At 69.4% G+C, this 16441-nt stretch carries 12 protein-coding genes and 1 tRNA gene; 7 read left to right on the plus strand and 6 right to left on the minus strand.

The features are described 5' to 3' along the window. Positions 1-3: 3 nt before the first annotated feature. A complete protein-coding gene (locus CK951_RS04925) occupies positions 4-1173 on the minus strand; it encodes an efflux RND transporter periplasmic adaptor subunit (protein WP_096785097.1) in 1170 nt (389 codons plus the stop codon). Positions 1174-1436: 263 nt separating this feature from the next. On the opposite strand from CK951_RS04925, the gene CK951_RS04930 reads away from it, so the two are divergent. Then, the gene (locus CK951_RS04930) at positions 1437-2108 is read left to right on the plus strand and encodes a hypothetical protein (RefSeq protein ID WP_096785098.1); all 672 of its coding nucleotides are present in this window, start codon (positions 1437-1439) and stop codon (positions 2106-2108) included. A 157-nt stretch (positions 2109-2265) separates the two neighbouring features. On the opposite strand, the gene glgX is transcribed toward CK951_RS04930, so the two are convergent. Both glgX and CK951_RS04940 read right to left on the minus strand, forming a co-directional pair. Next, positions 2266-4341 (minus strand): glycogen debranching protein GlgX, encoded by a 2076-nt coding sequence (gene glgX / locus CK951_RS04935; RefSeq protein ID WP_096785099.1) that lies wholly within the window; start codon positions 4339-4341, stop codon positions 2266-2268. Positions 4342-5151: 810 nt separating this feature from the next. Further along, positions 5152-5682, minus strand: coding sequence for a PAS domain-containing protein (locus CK951_RS04940; RefSeq protein ID WP_096785100.1), 531 nt, complete (start codon positions 5680-5682; stop codon positions 5152-5154). An 80-nt stretch (positions 5683-5762) separates the two neighbouring features. On the opposite strand from CK951_RS04940, the gene CK951_RS04945 reads away from it, so the two are divergent. From CK951_RS04945 to CK951_RS04955, 3 genes are all read left to right on the plus strand, one after another. Further along, positions 5763-9254, plus strand: coding sequence for a chemotaxis protein CheB (locus CK951_RS04945; RefSeq protein WP_232520679.1), 3492 nt, complete (start codon positions 5763-5765; stop codon positions 9252-9254). Then, positions 9235-9588 (plus strand): response regulator, encoded by a 354-nt coding sequence (locus tag CK951_RS04950; RefSeq protein ID WP_096785102.1) that lies wholly within the window; start codon positions 9235-9237, stop codon positions 9586-9588. The genes CK951_RS04945 and CK951_RS04950 overlap by 20 nt, the downstream gene beginning before the upstream one ends. Positions 9589-9801: 213 nt before the next feature. Further along, positions 9802-10056, plus strand: coding sequence for a hypothetical protein (locus tag CK951_RS04955; protein WP_096785103.1), 255 nt, complete (start codon positions 9802-9804; stop codon positions 10054-10056). Between the two features lie 153 nt (positions 10057-10209). Here CK951_RS04955 and CK951_RS04960 read toward each other — a convergent pair whose 3' ends face one another. After that, positions 10210-11640 (minus strand): UdgX family uracil-DNA binding protein, encoded by a 1431-nt coding sequence (locus CK951_RS04960; RefSeq protein ID WP_096785104.1) that lies wholly within the window; start codon positions 11638-11640, stop codon positions 10210-10212. Continuing rightward, positions 11640-12860, minus strand: a complete 1221-nt coding sequence (locus tag CK951_RS04965; RefSeq protein WP_096785105.1) for a putative DNA modification/repair radical SAM protein — start codon at positions 12858-12860, stop codon at positions 11640-11642. The genes CK951_RS04960 and CK951_RS04965 overlap by 1 nt, the downstream gene beginning before the upstream one ends. 213 nt (positions 12861-13073) lie before the next feature. Here CK951_RS04965 and CK951_RS04970 point away from each other — a divergent pair, with 213 nt between their 5' ends. From CK951_RS04970 to CK951_RS04980, 3 genes are all read left to right on the plus strand, one after another. After that, positions 13074-13544, plus strand: coding sequence for a MarR family winged helix-turn-helix transcriptional regulator (locus CK951_RS04970; RefSeq protein ID WP_096787163.1), 471 nt, complete (start codon positions 13074-13076; stop codon positions 13542-13544). An 83-nt stretch (positions 13545-13627) separates the two neighbouring features. Continuing rightward, positions 13628-14647 (plus strand): HlyD family secretion protein, encoded by a 1020-nt coding sequence (locus CK951_RS04975; protein WP_232520680.1) that lies wholly within the window; start codon positions 13628-13630, stop codon positions 14645-14647. A gap of 12 nt (positions 14648-14659) precedes the next feature. Beyond that, the gene (locus CK951_RS04980; protein ID WP_096785107.1) at positions 14660-16180 is read left to right on the plus strand and encodes a DHA2 family efflux MFS transporter permease subunit; all 1521 of its coding nucleotides are present in this window, start codon (positions 14660-14662) and stop codon (positions 16178-16180) included. 63 nt (positions 16181-16243) lie between these two features. Here the strand turns inward: CK951_RS04980 and CK951_RS04985 are convergent. After that, a tRNA-Tyr gene (locus CK951_RS04985) sits at positions 16244-16327 on the minus strand. Positions 16328-16441: the final 114 nt, after the last annotated feature.

The raw sequence follows: 16441 nt of genomic DNA on the forward strand, positions 1-16441 counted from the left end.
GCGTCAGCTCCGCGAGCCGGCGGGACCGGCGGCGAGGCCCGAGGGGTCGAGCACCTCGACGGTCGCGCCGGGGCGCAGGGACTGGACGCCCTCGGTCACCACCAGATCGTCGGGTCGCAGCGCGGCCTGGATCAGCACGGCCTCCTCGTCGCGCTGCAGGATCTGGATCGCAACGCGCTCGGCCTTGCCGCCGCGCACCACCCAGACATAGGCGCCCTCCGATCCCCACTGGATCGCCAGCGGATCGACGGCGGGGCGCGGCTCTCCCGGCAGGGCAAGCCGGATCGAGAAGGCCATCCCGGCCCGCAGCCTGTCGTCGGCGTTGCGGATGGTGGCCTGCACGCGCAGCGTGCGGCTCGCCTCGTCCACGCGGTTGTCGAGCGCGCTGATCGCGCCTTCCAGCGGCTCCTGCGAGCCGGAAAGTGCGGTGGCGGTGATCGCATCGCCAAGGCCGATCTGGCCCACCACGCGCTCGGGCACCCGGAAATCGACCAGAAGGCTCGACCGGTCGTCGATCCGGGTGATGGCATCGCCGCGGTTGACCCGGTCACCCACCTCGATCTCGATGATGCCGACCCAGCCGTCGAAGGGGGCGAGGATGCGGTGCTGCGACAGCTCGAACCGCGCCTGCTGGAGTTCCAGCTCCGCGGTCTTCTCGGCCAGTTCCGCCTCCTGCCGCGCGATGTCGGTCGTGGCGCCCGAGCCGCTGAGACGGCGCACGCGCTCCAGATCCTCGCGCGTGTCGGCCAGGACGAGGTTCGCGCGGTCCACGGCGATCCGCGCCGCCTCGCTGTCGAGTTCCACGAGCACCGCCCCGGCCGCCACGCGCCCGCCGGACACGGCCCCGATCGCGGCGACCCGGCCCTCGACCTCGGGTGAGACGGTCACGCTGCGCACCGCGCGGGCCGTGCCCACTGCGGTCACGACGGCGTTGAGGAGACGTTCGGCCGGGGCGCTGGCCAGCACGCGCACCGGACCGCCGGGGCCGCCCCGTTGCGGGCCGGGCGCGGCCTCGGCCTCGGCGTCCTCGGCCACGATGCCGATGCGGGCCATCGGCTCCAGCAGCCCCACCCGCGCCAGCAGCGGCCGGGCCGCGGGCACATAGAGCACCCAGATCACCAGCAGGGCGGCGGCGACCGCCAGAACAAGCAGGCTCTGCTTCAGCAGTGACATCGTCCCTCCCCGAATTGCCGCGAGCCCGTGATACGTTCCCGTCCGCATCTTCCGTCGTCGTTGTAGCCCAGTCGGCCATGCCGGCGCGACGGAAAAGCCCGCGGCCCGCGCACGGCGCGCCACAATCGCGTGAAGAGCCGCGACTGGGCCGCGTCTGCCCGCCGTCCGGGCAGTTCGCGCGGGAACTTGGAAGCCTTCGGCGCGGTCCTATCATCTTCACTGCGCAAGACCGAGAAGCCAGGAGGGAGGTCCGAGGCCCGTCCATGTTCATCGTCAGTCCGTCCACCGTCTGGAACAAGGGCGCGCTGGAAACGCGGCAGGTGCCCCGGCGCATCTTCGGACGGGTCATGCTGATCCCGCGGCGCGGATTTCCCGTCCGCCTCGTCTGGCGGATGATCTTCGAGGCGCAGATCCTGCGGTTTCTCGCCGTGCTCGCGCCCTTCGTGGTGGCCATGCTGATCTGGCCGCAAAGCGCCATCGCCATCGCGCAGGCGCCCATCCTGATGATCGTCGCGATCCTCTTCGTCGAGTCGAACGTGCTGCGCGTTCCGAAGGAGCGGCGGGCGCAGATCATCGACCGCGCCGAGGCCGACCGGGGCCTCGATCTTCTGCAGGTGCGCGGGCGGGCGATCCTGACCAAGATTGCGGCGCGGCGCCAGATGACCGAGGGGGTGCTGCATCTGGTGGTAGAGCAGTCGGACATGGCCTACATCTCTCCGCTGACCTTCGTCTCGGTTCAGGCCGAGGCGGGGCCAGAGGTCATCCGTCTCAGCCGTCAGGAGGAGGCGCTGATCCGCAAGGGCCTGTTCGGCCCGCCGCTGACCGAGCGCAGGCTGCTGAAGATCAACCTGTCCGAGAACGTCTTCCTGCGCGACGTGACGCTCGACATGCGTGGCGTCTCGGCCCATGCACGGCTGGCGGCTCTGGCCTCATAGCCGCTGTCGGGACCCGGGGCAGGGGCGTGCATCGCCAGCCCGCCGCGGCGCGTTCAGCCTATACGCGAACGGCAGCGGCGCGCAGGGACTTCGTGCCCGGCACCCCACCCGATGCCGGACAGGGCGGGGAAACCGCCCCGTCAGCCGATTTCCCCGATCACTCCGGCGCGACGAGGACGGCGACGCTCTGCCATCCGACGGGGATCGTCCCTTCCACCTGTTCATCGCAGGCCACGCGGTCGCGCGTCGTGTCGATCCTCAGCCGCCACGGGCCTTCGGGCAGCGCGAAGGTCGCGTCGTCGCCGGCATTCAGCACGATCAGCACGTCGCGGCCCTTCGGCAGGTCGAGGCGCAGGCCGAAGATCCGCAGCCCCTCGTCCTCCCAGTCGGCCGCCTCCATCTCGCGACCCGCGGGATGCAGCCATGTGGCGGCCGGCGTGTCGTGCTGGACCGCATCCACCCCCGTCGCGAAGCGCGCGCGGGCGATCCCGCCCTCTGCCCGGCGGAACGTGGCAAGGTCCGACACCGCCTCGATCAACTCCGGCCGTGCTGCCTCCCAGTCGAGCCAGGCAATTTCGTTGTCCTGGCAATAGGCGTTGTTGTTGCCTTGCTGGCTCTGGCCGAACTCGTCGCCCGCAAGGATCATCGGCGCCCCCTGCGAGACGAAGAGCGTGGCGAGCATCGCCTTCACCCGTCGCATCCGCGCCTCGAGGATGCCCGGATCGTCGGTCGGCCCCTCCGCACCCAGGTTGTGCGAGATGTTGTGCGAATGGCCGTCGCGGTTGTCCTCGCCATTCGCCTCGTTGTGCTTGTCGTTGTAGGACACGAGGTCCCACAGCGTGAAGCCGTCATGCGCGGCAAGGAAGTTGACCGACGAGGTCGCCGGCCGGTGCGAATGCGAGAACTGCACGGGCGAGCCCAGCAGCCGCTGCGAGACATCGCCGATCAGCCCCGGGTCTCGGCGCCAGAACGCGCGCAGGTCGTCGCGCGCCTTGTCGTTCCATTCGCGGAACGGCCAGGGGAAGCCGCCGACCTGATAGCCGCCCTCGCCGATGTCCCAGGGCTCGGCGATCAGCTTCACCATGGAAAGCACCGGGTCCTGCCGGATCGCCGCGAAGAACGAGCCGCCGCGCTCGAAGCCCTGCGGCTCGCGCCCCAGCGTCGAGGCAAGGTCGAAGCGGAAGCCGTCGACGTGCATGACCTCGACCCAGTAGCGCAAGGAGTCCATCACCATCCGCAGCACCATCGGATGCGCCACGTTCAGCGTGTTGCCAGTGCCGGTGGTGTCGAAGGAATGCTGCTTCGCCTCGGGCGAAAGCAGGTAGTAGGAGGCATTGTCGATGCCGCGGAACGAGAGCGTCGGGCCCTTCTCGTTCCCCTCGCAGGTGTGGTTGTAGACCACGTCGAGGATGACCTCGATGCCGGCATCGTGGAAGCGCTTGATCGCCTGCTTCACCTCGCGCATCGACCCCGTCTTCGTATAGGGCCGATGCGGCGCGAAGAAGGACAGCGTGTTGTAGCCCCAGTAGTTCGACAGGCCCTTCTCGATCAGGTGGCGGTCGTTCAGGAAGCCGTGCACCGGCAGAAGCTCGATCGCGGTGACGCCGATTGCCTTCAGATGCTCGATGATCGCGGGCGAGGCGAGGCCGCGGAACGTGCCGCGGTCCTCCTCGGGCACGCCGGGGTGGCGCATGGTCAGGCCCTTCACATGGGCCTCGTAGATCACCGTCTCCTCCCAGCGGTGGCGCAGCGCATTGTCGGCCTCCCAGTCGAAGGCCGGATCGACCACCACGGCCTTGGGCATGAAGGCCGCGCTGTCGCGGTCGTCGCGGTCGGTATCCGCGCCGCCCACCGGATAGCCGAAAAGCGCATCGTCCCAGACGAGGTCGCCACGCAGTTCGCGTGCATAGGGATCGACCAGCAGCTTGGCGGGGTTGAAGCGGTGACCTTCCTCCGGCTCGTAGGGGCCGTGAACGCGGTAGCCATAGGCTTGGCCCGGCTGGATGCCGGGCAGGTAGCCATACCAGATCCCGCCCTCGTAGGCGGGCAGGTCCATCCGATGGGTCTCGGTCTGCCCGTCCTCGGCAAAGAGGCACAACTCGATCCGCGTCGCATTCTCGGAGAACAGTGCGAAATTCGTCCCCTCGCCGTCAAAATCCGCCCCCAGCCGGTTGGGATGGGCAGAGGCTGCATCGAACCGGAGCGGGGCCGCCGGGCGGACGGGGCGCCTCATGCCGGGCATCCGGTGCGGGAAGGCGCCGCCAGCGCGGCCTCGGGAAGGCCACGGGCAGGCAGGTGGCGCGGACCGTCCCCGGCAGGGTCGCTGCCCGTGCGCACCTTTGCGATGCTGCGGTGCAGGAGCGCCGACCGTCTGCCCGGTTCAGCGCCGGCCCGGTGTCCGCAAGGGATGCCTTGGCCTTCCGCCAGAGGAACCGTCCGTGTTGCAGCAAGGCTCGCTTGGCGGTCGTGATTCATCGCGCATTCCCATCATCTGAACTGACATCGCGCGGCTCAACCGGACTTGCCGCGGCGCGGTTCCGCAGGTGCAGCGATAATGGCGGGACCGTTGTGCCGCGTGTGGGTGAGGCGGCGCGACCGGCGACTTCGCCTGCGCCAGTGGCGGCGCGGCCCCGGACCCGCCGCGGTCGACGGACGGGCGGGCACAGTCCCCCTCCGGTGCCGGGGGCAGTGGCGTCCTTCCCCCGGCGTTGCGGTAATTTGCAGGTCTGCGGCAGGGTGGCCGGAACCGGGACGGCAGTCGCCGCGTTGCTGCGGCGAAACGTCCGGACGCACCGTCAAATGATGCCCTTTGCCGCCTATCCGCCCCCGCTCGGCGGCCCGACGCGACCCGCCGAGGCGGAGAGGTCCGTGTGTGCCGCATCGGATGTCAGACCGGGAAGCACCGCGCCTGACCCGTCCGGAGGAGGGGCCGGAGAGGTGTCCGGTCAGCGCCCGCGAAGTCCGGCGCGAGCCGGCACGCCATCCAGCCGGGCTGCCGGGAATGGGTGAGCCGATCCGCAGCGCCGCCTTTTTCCCGTCGCCGTCAGCGCCGTCTTTCCCACGCCCGCACCATGGCTGCGGCGGCATCCGCAAGGTGACGGCGGCTGTCCATCTCGACCCGCGTGGCGACATCGCTGATCCGCTCGAGATCCCGGGTCAGAAGTCCGGCATGGCTCGCCGCCGCATTGGCGTTGTCGCCGGCCGGCCGGCCAAGCTCGAACTGGGACCCGAGGAAGTAGCCGGGCGCATCCGGCCGGCCACCGATGGGATGCAGGAACAGCAGGTTGTCGAACGGCGTGCCGTCGGCCCGGAAGTTGCGCAGCACGACCTGCACCTCCACCCCGCGCGCGAGCGCATCCCGGATCTCGGCCCGTGCCGCCTCGTTCGGCGCGTCGCGCTGCAGGAAGCGGCAGTTGAGGCCCAGAACCTGCCCCTCGGTGTAACCTGTCATCTTGAGGAAGGGGGGATTGGCCAGAACCAGCGGCTGCTCGGAAAGGGACATGTCCACAAGGGTGAGTGCCACGCCCGATCGGTCAAAGACTGCGCGGATCTTCTCGAACTGCTTCTGTTGCATGGCCCGGGGACTCCTGTGACGGCGGAGCCTATGCCCCGGCCCGCACCAGTGCCAGACGAAAGTTCGAACCGATGACGGAATTGGCCCCAGTCCCATCGCCCGCCGCTGCGCGGGACCCGATCCTGCTCGGGATCGGGGCTTCGGCCGGAGGGCTGGAAGCCTTCCAGAGCCTCCTGGGTGCGCTGCGGCCGTCCGATCCCTTCGCGCTGATCCTCGTGCAGCATCTCGATCCCGAGCACGAAAGCCTGCTGCCCGAGCTTCTGTCCAAGCGCACGCGGCTTCCGGTGCAGCCCATCGAGGACGGGATGGAGGTGCAGGCCGGCAACGTCTATCTCATTCCGCCCGCCTTCGCGCTGGACATCGAGGGCCGGCGGCTGAAGCTGCAGCCCTTCGATACGCCGCGCGGCCTGCGCCGGCCGATCGACTCGTTCCTTCAGGCGCTGGCACGCGAGCACGGCGCGCAGTCGGCCGGGGTGATCCTGTCGGGCACCGGCTCGGACGGCTCCAGCGGGGTGCGCGCGATTAAGGAGGCCGGGGGCCTCGTCTTCGCGCAGGACCCCAAGGACTCGCGCTATGACGGCATGCCGCGGGCCGCGATCTCCACAGGCGCGGTGGATCTGGTGCTGCCGGCGGCCGAGATGATCGGCGTGCTGCGCGACTTCCACGACCGTGCCTCGGGCATCGCCCCCACCATCGAGAGCGACGCGGAGTTCATCGAGAAGGTGGTGCGCAACGTCCGCTATCGCACCGGCCACGACTTCTCGGGCTACAAGAGCGGGACGCTCCTGCGCCGCATCACGCTGCGCATGTCGGTGCTGGGGCTCGACCAGCCCGGCGACTACCTGCGCGAGCTGGTGCAGAACCGGGCCGAGGCCGACCGGCTGTTCCGCGACCTCCTGATCAACGTCACCAGCTTCTTCCGCGACCCCGCCGCCTTCGAGGCGCTGAAGCAGGTCGCGGTGCCCGCCATCCTCGAAGGCAAGGGCCGCAGCGACGAGATCCGGGTCTGGGTTCCGGGCTGCTCCACCGGGCAGGAGGCCTATTCGGTCGCGATGATTTTGGCCGATGCCATGGCGCGGACCGACCATCGCGCGCGGCTGTCGGTGTTCGGCACCGACATCGACGAGGAAGCCCTCGCCGTGGCGCGGCGGGCGCATTACCCGAACGCGATCGCCGCCGAGGTTCCCCCCGAATACCTCGACCGGTATTTCCTGCCCACGCGCAGCGGGTTCGAGGTGCGCGGCGACCTTCGCGATGTCGTCCGCTTCTCGTCGCAGAGCCTCGTGAAGGATCCGCCGTTCTCGCGGCTCGACCTCGTGACCTGCCGCAACCTGCTGATCTACTTCGGCCACGGGCTGCAGGAACTGGCGCATCGGGTGTTCCACTACGCGCTGCGGCCGGGCGGATTCCTGATGCTTGGCCCGTCCGAGACGGCGAGGGCGGCGGGCGATCCCTTCGCCGAACTGGTGGCCGAGCACCGGATCTACCGGCGCAACGACGGACCGGCGCGGCCGCTCGACCTGCCGCGCGGCTTCCGCGGCACGGCGCTGGGCGCCGAGCCGCCCTTGCCCGTTCCCGTGCCCGAGCAGGTGTTCGGCCTGCCCTCCGCCGCGGCCGAGGCGCTGCTGACGCGGCACGTGCCACCCTTCCTGCTGATCGGCCCGCAGGACGAGGTAACGCGCGTGGGCCCGGGCGCCGAGCGTTTCGTGCGGCTCAATTCCGGCACCGCCTCGCTGGGGATCCGCGCCCTGATCCTGCCCGAACTGGAGCCGGCGGTGCGCCGGCTGCTGACGGCGGGCGCGCTGGCGGGCGGCGGCTTCCGGCAGACCCGGGCAGATGCGCTCGGACCCGAGTTTCCGCAGGGCGTCCTGATCGGCGCCGAGACCCTGACTAATGGGGCGCGTCTCGTGACCTTTTCCGCCCCGGCGGCGCTTCCGGACGCCGACGCCGGCATCGTGCTGGACGAGGGCTATGTCAGCCAGCTCGAGGATGAGCTGGAAGAGGCGCGGCGGATGGTTCGCACCACCGTGGAGGAGCTCGAGACCTCGAACGAGGAGCTGAAAAGCTCCAACGAGGAAATGATGTCGATGAACGAGGAGCTTCAGTCGGCGAACGAGGAGCTGTCCACCACCAACGAGGAACTCCAGACCAAGCTGGCGGAGCTGGCCGAGGCGAATGCCGATCTGGCGAGCTTCATGGACTCGACGCAGATCGCCACGGTCTTCCTTGACCGCGATCTCCGGCTGCGCAGCTTCACGCCGGAGGCCGCGACATGGTTCCGCTTCGTCGATCAGGACCGGGGGCGCGAGATCACCGACATCGGCTCGCAGCTCGACATGGCGGTCATCGCGGAGACCAGCCGGAAGGTCGCCGCCGAAGGCATGCCGCAGGAGATCGCGCTGCTTTCGAGCGATGGCAGGGCCGAGGTCATCGTCCGCTTCGCCCCCTACCGCAACGGCTCGGCCGAGGCCGGGGGCGTGGTCTTCTCGGTCTTCGACGTCACGGCCGTCACGCGCTATGCCCGCGCCGCCGAGGCCGCCAGCGCCGAGGCCCGCGCCAGCGCCGAGGAGATCGAGGAGCTTTATCTCGGCAGTCCCGGCGCCATGGGGCTGGTAGATCGCGACTTCCGCTACCTGCGCGCCAATCCGAAGATGGCCGAGTTCAGCGGCCTGCCGCCGGACACCATCGTCGGCCGGTCGATCTCGGAGGTGCATCCCGATCTTGCGGGCCGGATGGTGAGTTCGGTCCGCAGGGTGTTCGACACCGGCCAGCCCGTGCTGCGGCAGGTGCTGCGCGGTGTCAGTGGCGACGATCCCCAGGTGCAGCGGGTGTGGGAGGTGGACTGGTATCCGGTCCATCGCAGCGATGGCGTGCGGGCGGTGGGCTTCAACATCACCGACGTCACGCGGCTGCTGGAACTGCAGGCCGACCTGCGCCGCATCATGCGCGAACTGCAGCACCGGGTGAAGAACATGCTGTCGAACGTGATCGCGCTGGTGAACCGGGCGCGGCGCGAGCAGGGCGACCCGCAGGCGATCCTCGAGACGCTGGCGCAGCGCATCCGCGCGCTGGCCAATACCCACAACCTGCTGACCGCCGAGAACTGGGCCTCGACGGCGCTGCGCGACATCCTCGCGCTCGAATTGCAGAACGTCTATGGCGACGAGCGCGTGACGCTGCGCGGTCCCGACATGCGGCTCAATGCCCGCGCCACGCTGAGCCTCGGGATGGTGATCCACGAACTGGCCACCAATGCCTCGAAATACGGCGCCTTCTCCCGCCCCGAGGGGCGGGTCGCGGTGCGCTGGTCGCGCGTCGACGAGGGCGAGGGCGAGGAGTTCCGTATGGTGTGGCAGGAGAGCGGCGGTCCGCCGGCAAAACCGCCCTCGCGCGAGGGTTTTGGCACCCAACTGATGCGGTCCATGGTAGAGGGCTCATTCTATGGCAGTATCGAGAGCCACTGGGAACCCTCCGGACTGCGCCTCGTTGTGGCCCTGCCCTGGAATGCAGCAACCGAAGTGGACTACGACAGTGACCTGGACCCCCTCCGCCATGCGGATCCTCTACCTTGAAGACGAGGCGATCATCGCGATGGAGACGGTCGAGACCTTGCGGGACATGGGGTTCGAGCTGATCGACATGGCCTATTCGCTGCCCGCCGCCGAACGCTTCGTGTCCGAGGCGCTGCCCGACATCGCGCTGCTGGACGTGAACCTCAGCCATGGCCGGACCTCGTTCGACCTCGGCAGCCGCCTGCTGGGCGAGGGCGTGCCGGTCGTCTTCGCCACCGGCTATGCGAGTTCGAGCCTGCCGGCCGATCCGCGCGCAACGGTGATCGAGAAGCCGGTCACGCCGGGCGCGCTGGAGCGGGCGCTGTCCGACGCCGTCTGCCGCCCGGAGGGCTGAGGCGGAACAAGCCGGCAACGCCTGCGTTGACATGGACAGCGGCCCGGCCGCCCCACCGGAGGACAGAGCCATGTCAAGCCCGACCCTTTCCCTGAGCCTCACCTTCGCGGCGGCCGCGCTGTTCGCGATGCTTCTGCCATTCGTGCGCCGGGCACGCCCCGCGCCTGTGGCCGTTGAAGCGACCTCTCCGTCCGGGCAGCGCCGGAGCCGGCAATGGACCGCCTGAGCATCATCCTGACGCTGATGACCGGCGCCGTGATCACCGGCGGCTCGGTGATCCTGTTCTTCACCTTCGGCTGGTATGGCTGGGCGCCGATCGCCGTTGCCGTCCTTGCGGGCCTGCTGCTGTCGTGGCCGGTCGCGTGGCTGATCTCGCGGCGGATCAAACGCAAGGATCCGCAATGGGACGAGACTGCCGTCGAGCGCGTCCCGAGCCCGATCCCGAAGCCCGACGCGCCGGAGGTCTGAGCGAGGGCGTCCGAAGCCGGCCACCGGTTGGCGGCGCGTGATCGCGAACGGGCGCAGCTGCGGCTGTCCGTTGCGTCTGGTGGCAGGCCGTTGCTTGATCCGGATAGGCCGCCGCTTCGCACGACGCACCTGCGCGTGCCGCACGTCGCCTGCTCAGCGATGGGTCTCGAGCAGGTCGCGGGCCGCGCGAAGGTCGTCGCGGAAGCGCGCGCGTTCGGCCTCGCGCGCCGCTTCATCGGGCAGGCGCAGGATGTAGGACGGATGCACCGTCACCAGAACCGGCGTGCCGTCCGGCAGCGTCTCGACCTGACCGCGCCGCCGCAGCAACCCGGCACCCGATCCGGTGAGCGAGGCGAGCGCGGTCGCCCCCATGGCGACGATGACCTTCGGCCGGACCAGCTCCCGCTCCAGATCCAGCCACCAGCGGCAGGCGGACACCTCACCAGCGTCCGGCTTCTGGTGGATGCGTCGCTTGCCCCGGGGGGTGAACTTGAAGTGCTTCACGGCATTGGTGACGAAGAGCGTCCTGCGGTCCAGACCTGCCTTTCCGGCCTCCTCGTCGAAGACCTGACCCGCCGGCCCGACGAAGGGACGACCGACCAGATCCTCGCGGTCGCCCGGCTGCTCGCCCACCACCATCAGCGCCGCGCTGGCGGGGCCCTCTCCGAACACCACCTGCGTGGCCGCGGACCACAGGTTGCAGCGCCGGCACTCTGCGGCCTGTGCGCGAAGCTCGTCCAGCGACCCCGGCGGCGGAGGCGCCGACGGCTGGCGCTGCCGCTCGATCGCCGCCCGGCGCGCGGGCGGCTCGGTGGGCGCGGCGGCCTGCATGTCGCGCGCCCGCTGTTCCGCCCCGCGGATCAGCGCGGGGATCAGCGCGGCCTCCGGCAGGTTCTTCCAGTAGCGCTTCGGCATCTCGGCCTGCATCGCCTTCGGCATCAGCCGCGCCGGGTTGAAGATGCCGGCGTAATAGGTGCGCCAGAGGTCTTCGGTCGCATCGGGGGGCGGGCGTTCGCGGCTCACGGTCTCGGTGAAGGAAAGCGTGCCGTCCACGAAGCGGGTTGTGACCTCCGGCGTCACGATGACCCAGTCCATGTCGCCGAAGCGGCGGGCGAAGAAGGGTGCCGCGGCCTCCTCGACCGGATGATCGGGCTCGAACCACGCCGCGAAGGCCCGGCGGGGGCCGTCGGGCGGCACCTCGCGGAAGCGCACGAAGGCATGCATCTTGTGGATCTCCCGGTGGACGGTCTTTTCCTGCGCGAGCAGCCGCCGCATGGGCGGATCGGTGCGGTCACCCCAGCGCAACTCGCCTGCATCCAGCCGCAGGAGCAGCGCATAGGCGCGGGCAAAGCGTTCCGGATCGGCATGGCACAGCGCGGCCTCGAAGCTCGCCACCGCCTCGCGAGGAAGCCGGATCTGGCGCGTCGCTGCAGCAGGCGGCGCACGTTCCGCAAAGAGGTCGGCCTCCGCCTCGCCGACGCGCCAGAGCACCTCCGCCGCAGGAACGCCGGCCTGCGCAAGGGCGCGCGCCTCGCGGCGCCAGGCGTGGACGGTGCCGATCCGGGGCAGCACGACCTCGTGCATCAGAACAGGCTCAACTGCTCGGGCGGGGGCGCAAAGCGGGCCCGGAGCGCGGCATCGTCAAGCCCGGCCGCCCGCCAGCCGGGCGCGATGATGAATGGCTTGGCATGCTTCATCACCGCCCCCATCGGCGCAAGATGCTCATAGCGCACCGCGCCATGGGCCCGCGCCTCAAGGATGCGCGCCACGGTCCTTGTTCCGAACCCCGGCACGCGCAGAAGCATCTCGCGCGGGGCGCGGTTCACATCCACCGGAAAGGCCCCCCGATGCGCCATCGCCCAGGCAAGCTTTGGATCGACCTCCAGATCGAGCATTCCGCCCGTCGCGATCTCGCCCGCGTCGAACCCGTAGAACCTTAGCAGCCAGTCAGCTTGATAGAGCCGGTGTTCGCGCAGCAGCGGCGGCCGGACCAGCGGCAACGCCCGCGACGCATCGGGAATCGGCGAAAAGGCCGAGTAATACACCCGAGACAGCCCGTAATTGGCATAAAGCGTCGAGGCGCTGGCGAGGATCGCCGCGTCGTTCGCGCCGTCTGCGCCCACGATCATCTGCGTGGACTGGCCCGCGGGCGCGAAGCGCGCCGGCCGCTTGCCGCGGTGCGACGGCTCGCGCGAGGCTTCGCGCCGCAGCCGCACCTCGGCCATCGCCTTGCGGATGCCGGTCGCCGATTTCTCGGGGGCCAGCCGCCCCAGTCCCGTTTCGGTCGGAAGCTCGACGTTGATCGACAGCCGGTCGGCGTAAAGGCCCGCCTGCTCGATCAATTCGGGCGCGGCATCGGGGATGGTCTTCAGGTGGATGTAGCCGCGGAAATTCTCCCGCTCGCGCAGGGTCTTTGCGATCCGCACCATCGCGGCCATGGTCTCATCGGGCGAGCGGATGATGCCCGAGGACAGGAACAGCCCCTCGATGTAGTTGCGGCGGTACAACTCCACCGTCAGCGTCACGACCTCCTCGACGGTGAAGCGCGCGCGTTCGACCTGCGACGAGGCGCGGTTCACGCAATAGGCGCAGTCGTAGATGCAGAAATTGGTCATCAGGATCTTGAGCAGGCTGATGCACCGCCCGTCCGGCGCATAGGCGTGGCAGATCCCGCTGCCCCCGGACGAGCCGAGGCCCTTGCCGTCGCTCGACTCGCGCCGCTCGCCCCCGCTGGAAGCGCAGGAGGCGTCGTATTTCGCCGCATCCGACAGGATCGCGAGCTTGCGGGCGAGATCGCGTTTCATGTGTTCTTAATATGTTCCTCGTGTTCCGCGATCAAGGCGTGGCGTCCGGATTGACCGAAACGTGACTCGATGGACCCTGCCACACCTCCGGCCGGGTGGAAGCCGCACCGTCAGGTTGTTGTTCCAGCCCCGTCCATCGCACAGGCGATCACGACCTCGCGCGGAACCCGGGACGGCCTTGATTGGTGAGCATGCTTATAATAAGTCATGCGCATGAAACAGGACACGGACAGGTTGGGGCTGCTCTTGCACGATGCCGCCCGCGCGGTGCGCAAGCGCTTCGAGGCGCGGACGAGCCATCTTGGCCTTTCGACGGCACAATGGCGGCTCTTGGCCCAGCTTTCCCGCGAGCCCCGTGCGACTCAGGCGCGGCTGGCGGATCTGCTGGACATCGAGCCGATCAGCGTCTCGCGCCTGATCGACCGGATGGAGCAGGGCGGGTGGGTGCGACGCGAAGCCGACCCCTGCGACCGGCGCGCCCGGCTTGTCGTGCCCACGCAAAAGACGCTCGACGCCTATGCCGGCATCACGGCCATCGCCGACGAGGTCTATGCCGAGGCGCTGCAGGGGATCGACCCGGCGCGCCGCGCGGATCTCGTCACGATGCTTCGGACCATCGCGACCAACCTCGATGTCCCGGCAAGGGGCGGGTGCCCCCACCAGACCAGCAAGGCCAGCCGATGAACGCCCAGACCTCTTCCGACTCCTTCTTGGCCGCGGCATCCGGCCCGGCATCCCGGGCCCGCAGGGTGCGGCGCATCCTGCTGATGGCCGCCCTTCCTGCCGGCCTGCTGCTTGGCGCGGGCGGCTGGTGGGTGACCGGCGGTCGCTACGAGACCACCGACAACGCCTATCTGCATCAGGCCGTGATCGCGGTCTCCTCCGAGGTTTCGGGCCGCGTGACGCGGGTGGCGATCGCCGACAACCGCCCCGTGAAGCGGGGAGAGCTGATGTTTCAGGTCGATCCCGAGCCGTGGCGGCTTGCGCTTGCGCGGGCCGAGGCCGCCGTCGCCTCGGCGCGGCTGCAGGTCGAGCAGTTGAAGGTCGCCCATGCGCAGGCGGTCGCGCAGGAGAAGCTGGCCGCCGACGATGCCGCCTATCAGACCTCCGAACTCGCCCGGCAGGCGGCGCTGTCGCGCAAGGGCGTGGCCGCCACGACCGCGCTGGACGATGCCCGGCACGAGGCGCTGCGGGCCAACGAGCTGCTGACCGTGGCGCGGCAGGCCACTGCGAGTGCGCTCGCGGCACTTGGGGGCGATCCGGAGGTCGCGGTGGACTCGCATCCGACGGTTCTGGCCGCGCTCGCCGCGCGCGACGAAGCTGCCTACAAGCTGTCGCTGACCGAGGTGCGGGCGCCGGCGGACGGGGTGGTCTATCAGGCGGCCTCGTTCAAGGCGGGAGAGCTGGTGACGGCGGGACAGCCCCTCTTCTCGCTGGTCGAGACCGGCGACGCCTGGATCGACGCGAACTTCAAGGAGACGCAACTTGCCGGCCTCGAGGCCGGTCAGGCGGCCGAGGTGCGGTTCGATGTCCGCCCAGATCGCCCGGTGGCGGCGGTCGTCGAGGCAATCGGCGCCGGCACCGGGTCGGAGTTCTCGCTGCTGCCGGCGCAGAACGCGACCGGCAATTGGGTGAAGGTCACGCAGCGGGTGCCGGTCCGCCTGCGGCTGGAGGAGGGCGCGGACCTGTCGGGCCTCGCCTCGGGCCTGTCGGCCGAAGTCACGGTCGACACGGGCCGGGTCCGTCACATCCCGGGGCTGGCCAGCTTCGCCGCCACCGCCGACTGATCCGAGGGCGCCATGACCCCACCGCCGAAGCCGCCCGTGGAGCACCGCGGGCTGATCACCGCCATGATCATGCTGGCCACGATCATGCAGGTGCTCGACACCACGATCGCCAACGTGGCGCTGCCGTCGATGACCGGCGATCTCGACGCTTCGGCCGACACGATCAACTGGGTGCTGACCTCCTACATCGTGGCCGCCGCCATCATGACACCGGTCACCGGCTGGCTTGCCGACCGCATCGGCAAGCGCGAGCTGTTCCTGGCCTCCATCGTCGGGTTCACGCTGGCCTCGATGGCCTGCGGCATGGCGTGGAGCCTGCCGTCGATGGTGGGTTTCCGCCTGTTGCAGGGCATCTTCGGCGCGGCCATCGTGCCGCTGTCGCAGACCTTCCTGCTCGACATCAACCCGCGCGAGAAGGCGGGGCAGGCGATGGCGGTCTGGGGCGCGGGCATCATGGTGGGGCCGATCATCGGCCCGACGCTCGGCGGCTGGCTGACCGAAAGCTGGAACTGGCGCTGGGTGTTCTTCATCAACCTGCCGCTGGGGATCGTGGCCTTCCTCGGCTGCGTGGCCTGGCTGCCGCGGGCCGGCCGGGTGATCCGGCGCTTCGACTTCTTCGGCTTTGCGATGCTCGCCATCGCGCTCGGCTCGCTGCAGCTGATGCTGGATCGCGGCGCCGAGGTCGAATGGTTCGCGGCGCTGGAGACCTGGATCTACCTGTTCCTGATGCTGACCGGCTTCTGGGTCTTCGTCATCCATATCCTGAGCACCGACAAGCCGTTCCTGGATGCGGCGATGTTCGCCGACCGCAACTTTGCCACCGGGCTCGTCTTCATCTTCGTCGTGGGCATCATCCTGCTGGCAAGCCTTGCGCTGCTGCCCCCGATGCTGTCGCACATCTTCGGCTATCCCGTGATCACCACCGGCATGGTAATGGCCCCGCGCGGCATCGGCACGATGATCGCGATGCTGCTGGCGGGCAGGCTCCTGCGGCTGGTCGATGCGCGCATTCTGGTGACGATGGGCCTGTCGCTGACGGCGGTCTCGCTGCACATGATGACCGGGTTCAGCCCTCAGATGGACAGAACGCCCATCGTGCTGTCGGGCGTTGTGCAGGGGCTGGGATTGGGGCTGGTGTTCGTGCCGCTCTCCACCGTGGCCTTCGCCACCATCGACCCGCGCTTCCGGGCCGACGCCACAAGTCTCTTTTCGCTGGTGCGCAACATCGGCTCGTCGGTGGGGATCTCGATGGTGACGGTGATGCTCACGCACAACACGCAGATCAACCATGCCGAGTTGGGCGCCCATGTCTCGGCCGGCAACCCGCAGCTCTGGCAACTGTCGCCCGAGGCCGCGCAGGGGGCCGCGCTGCCGCTTTCGGTCATCGACCGGGTGGTGACGCAGCAGGCGGCGATGATCGCCTATGTGGACGATTTCCGGCTGATGATGCTCATCACCCTTGCGGCGCTTCCGCTTGGCCTGCTGCTGCGTCGTCCGCAGGCCCCGGCGCCGGCGGCAGTCCCGGCGGACTGACATCCCGAACCGGTCGCCCGCCGCAGCGAGCGGCGGGGTTAATCTTCTGATCTGTCAGGAAGATGGTGGGCGACCCTGGAATCGAACCAGGCATGAGTCGCCTCGGCGGAGTTACAGTCCGCTGCCGCACCTTGCAGCACGTCGCCCACTGGCGGGCTGATTATCCGAGGGTCCGGGGAGGGTCAAGGGACAATCGCAGCATTTCTTTCGCCTTGCGCAGCGAGGGCGGCGGGATCATTGTCGCCTCCGTTTTTCAGGAGA

Source organism: Rhodobacter sp. CZR27, from assembly GCF_002407205.1.
Lineage (GTDB): Bacteria > Pseudomonadota > Alphaproteobacteria > Rhodobacterales > Rhodobacteraceae > Cereibacter_A.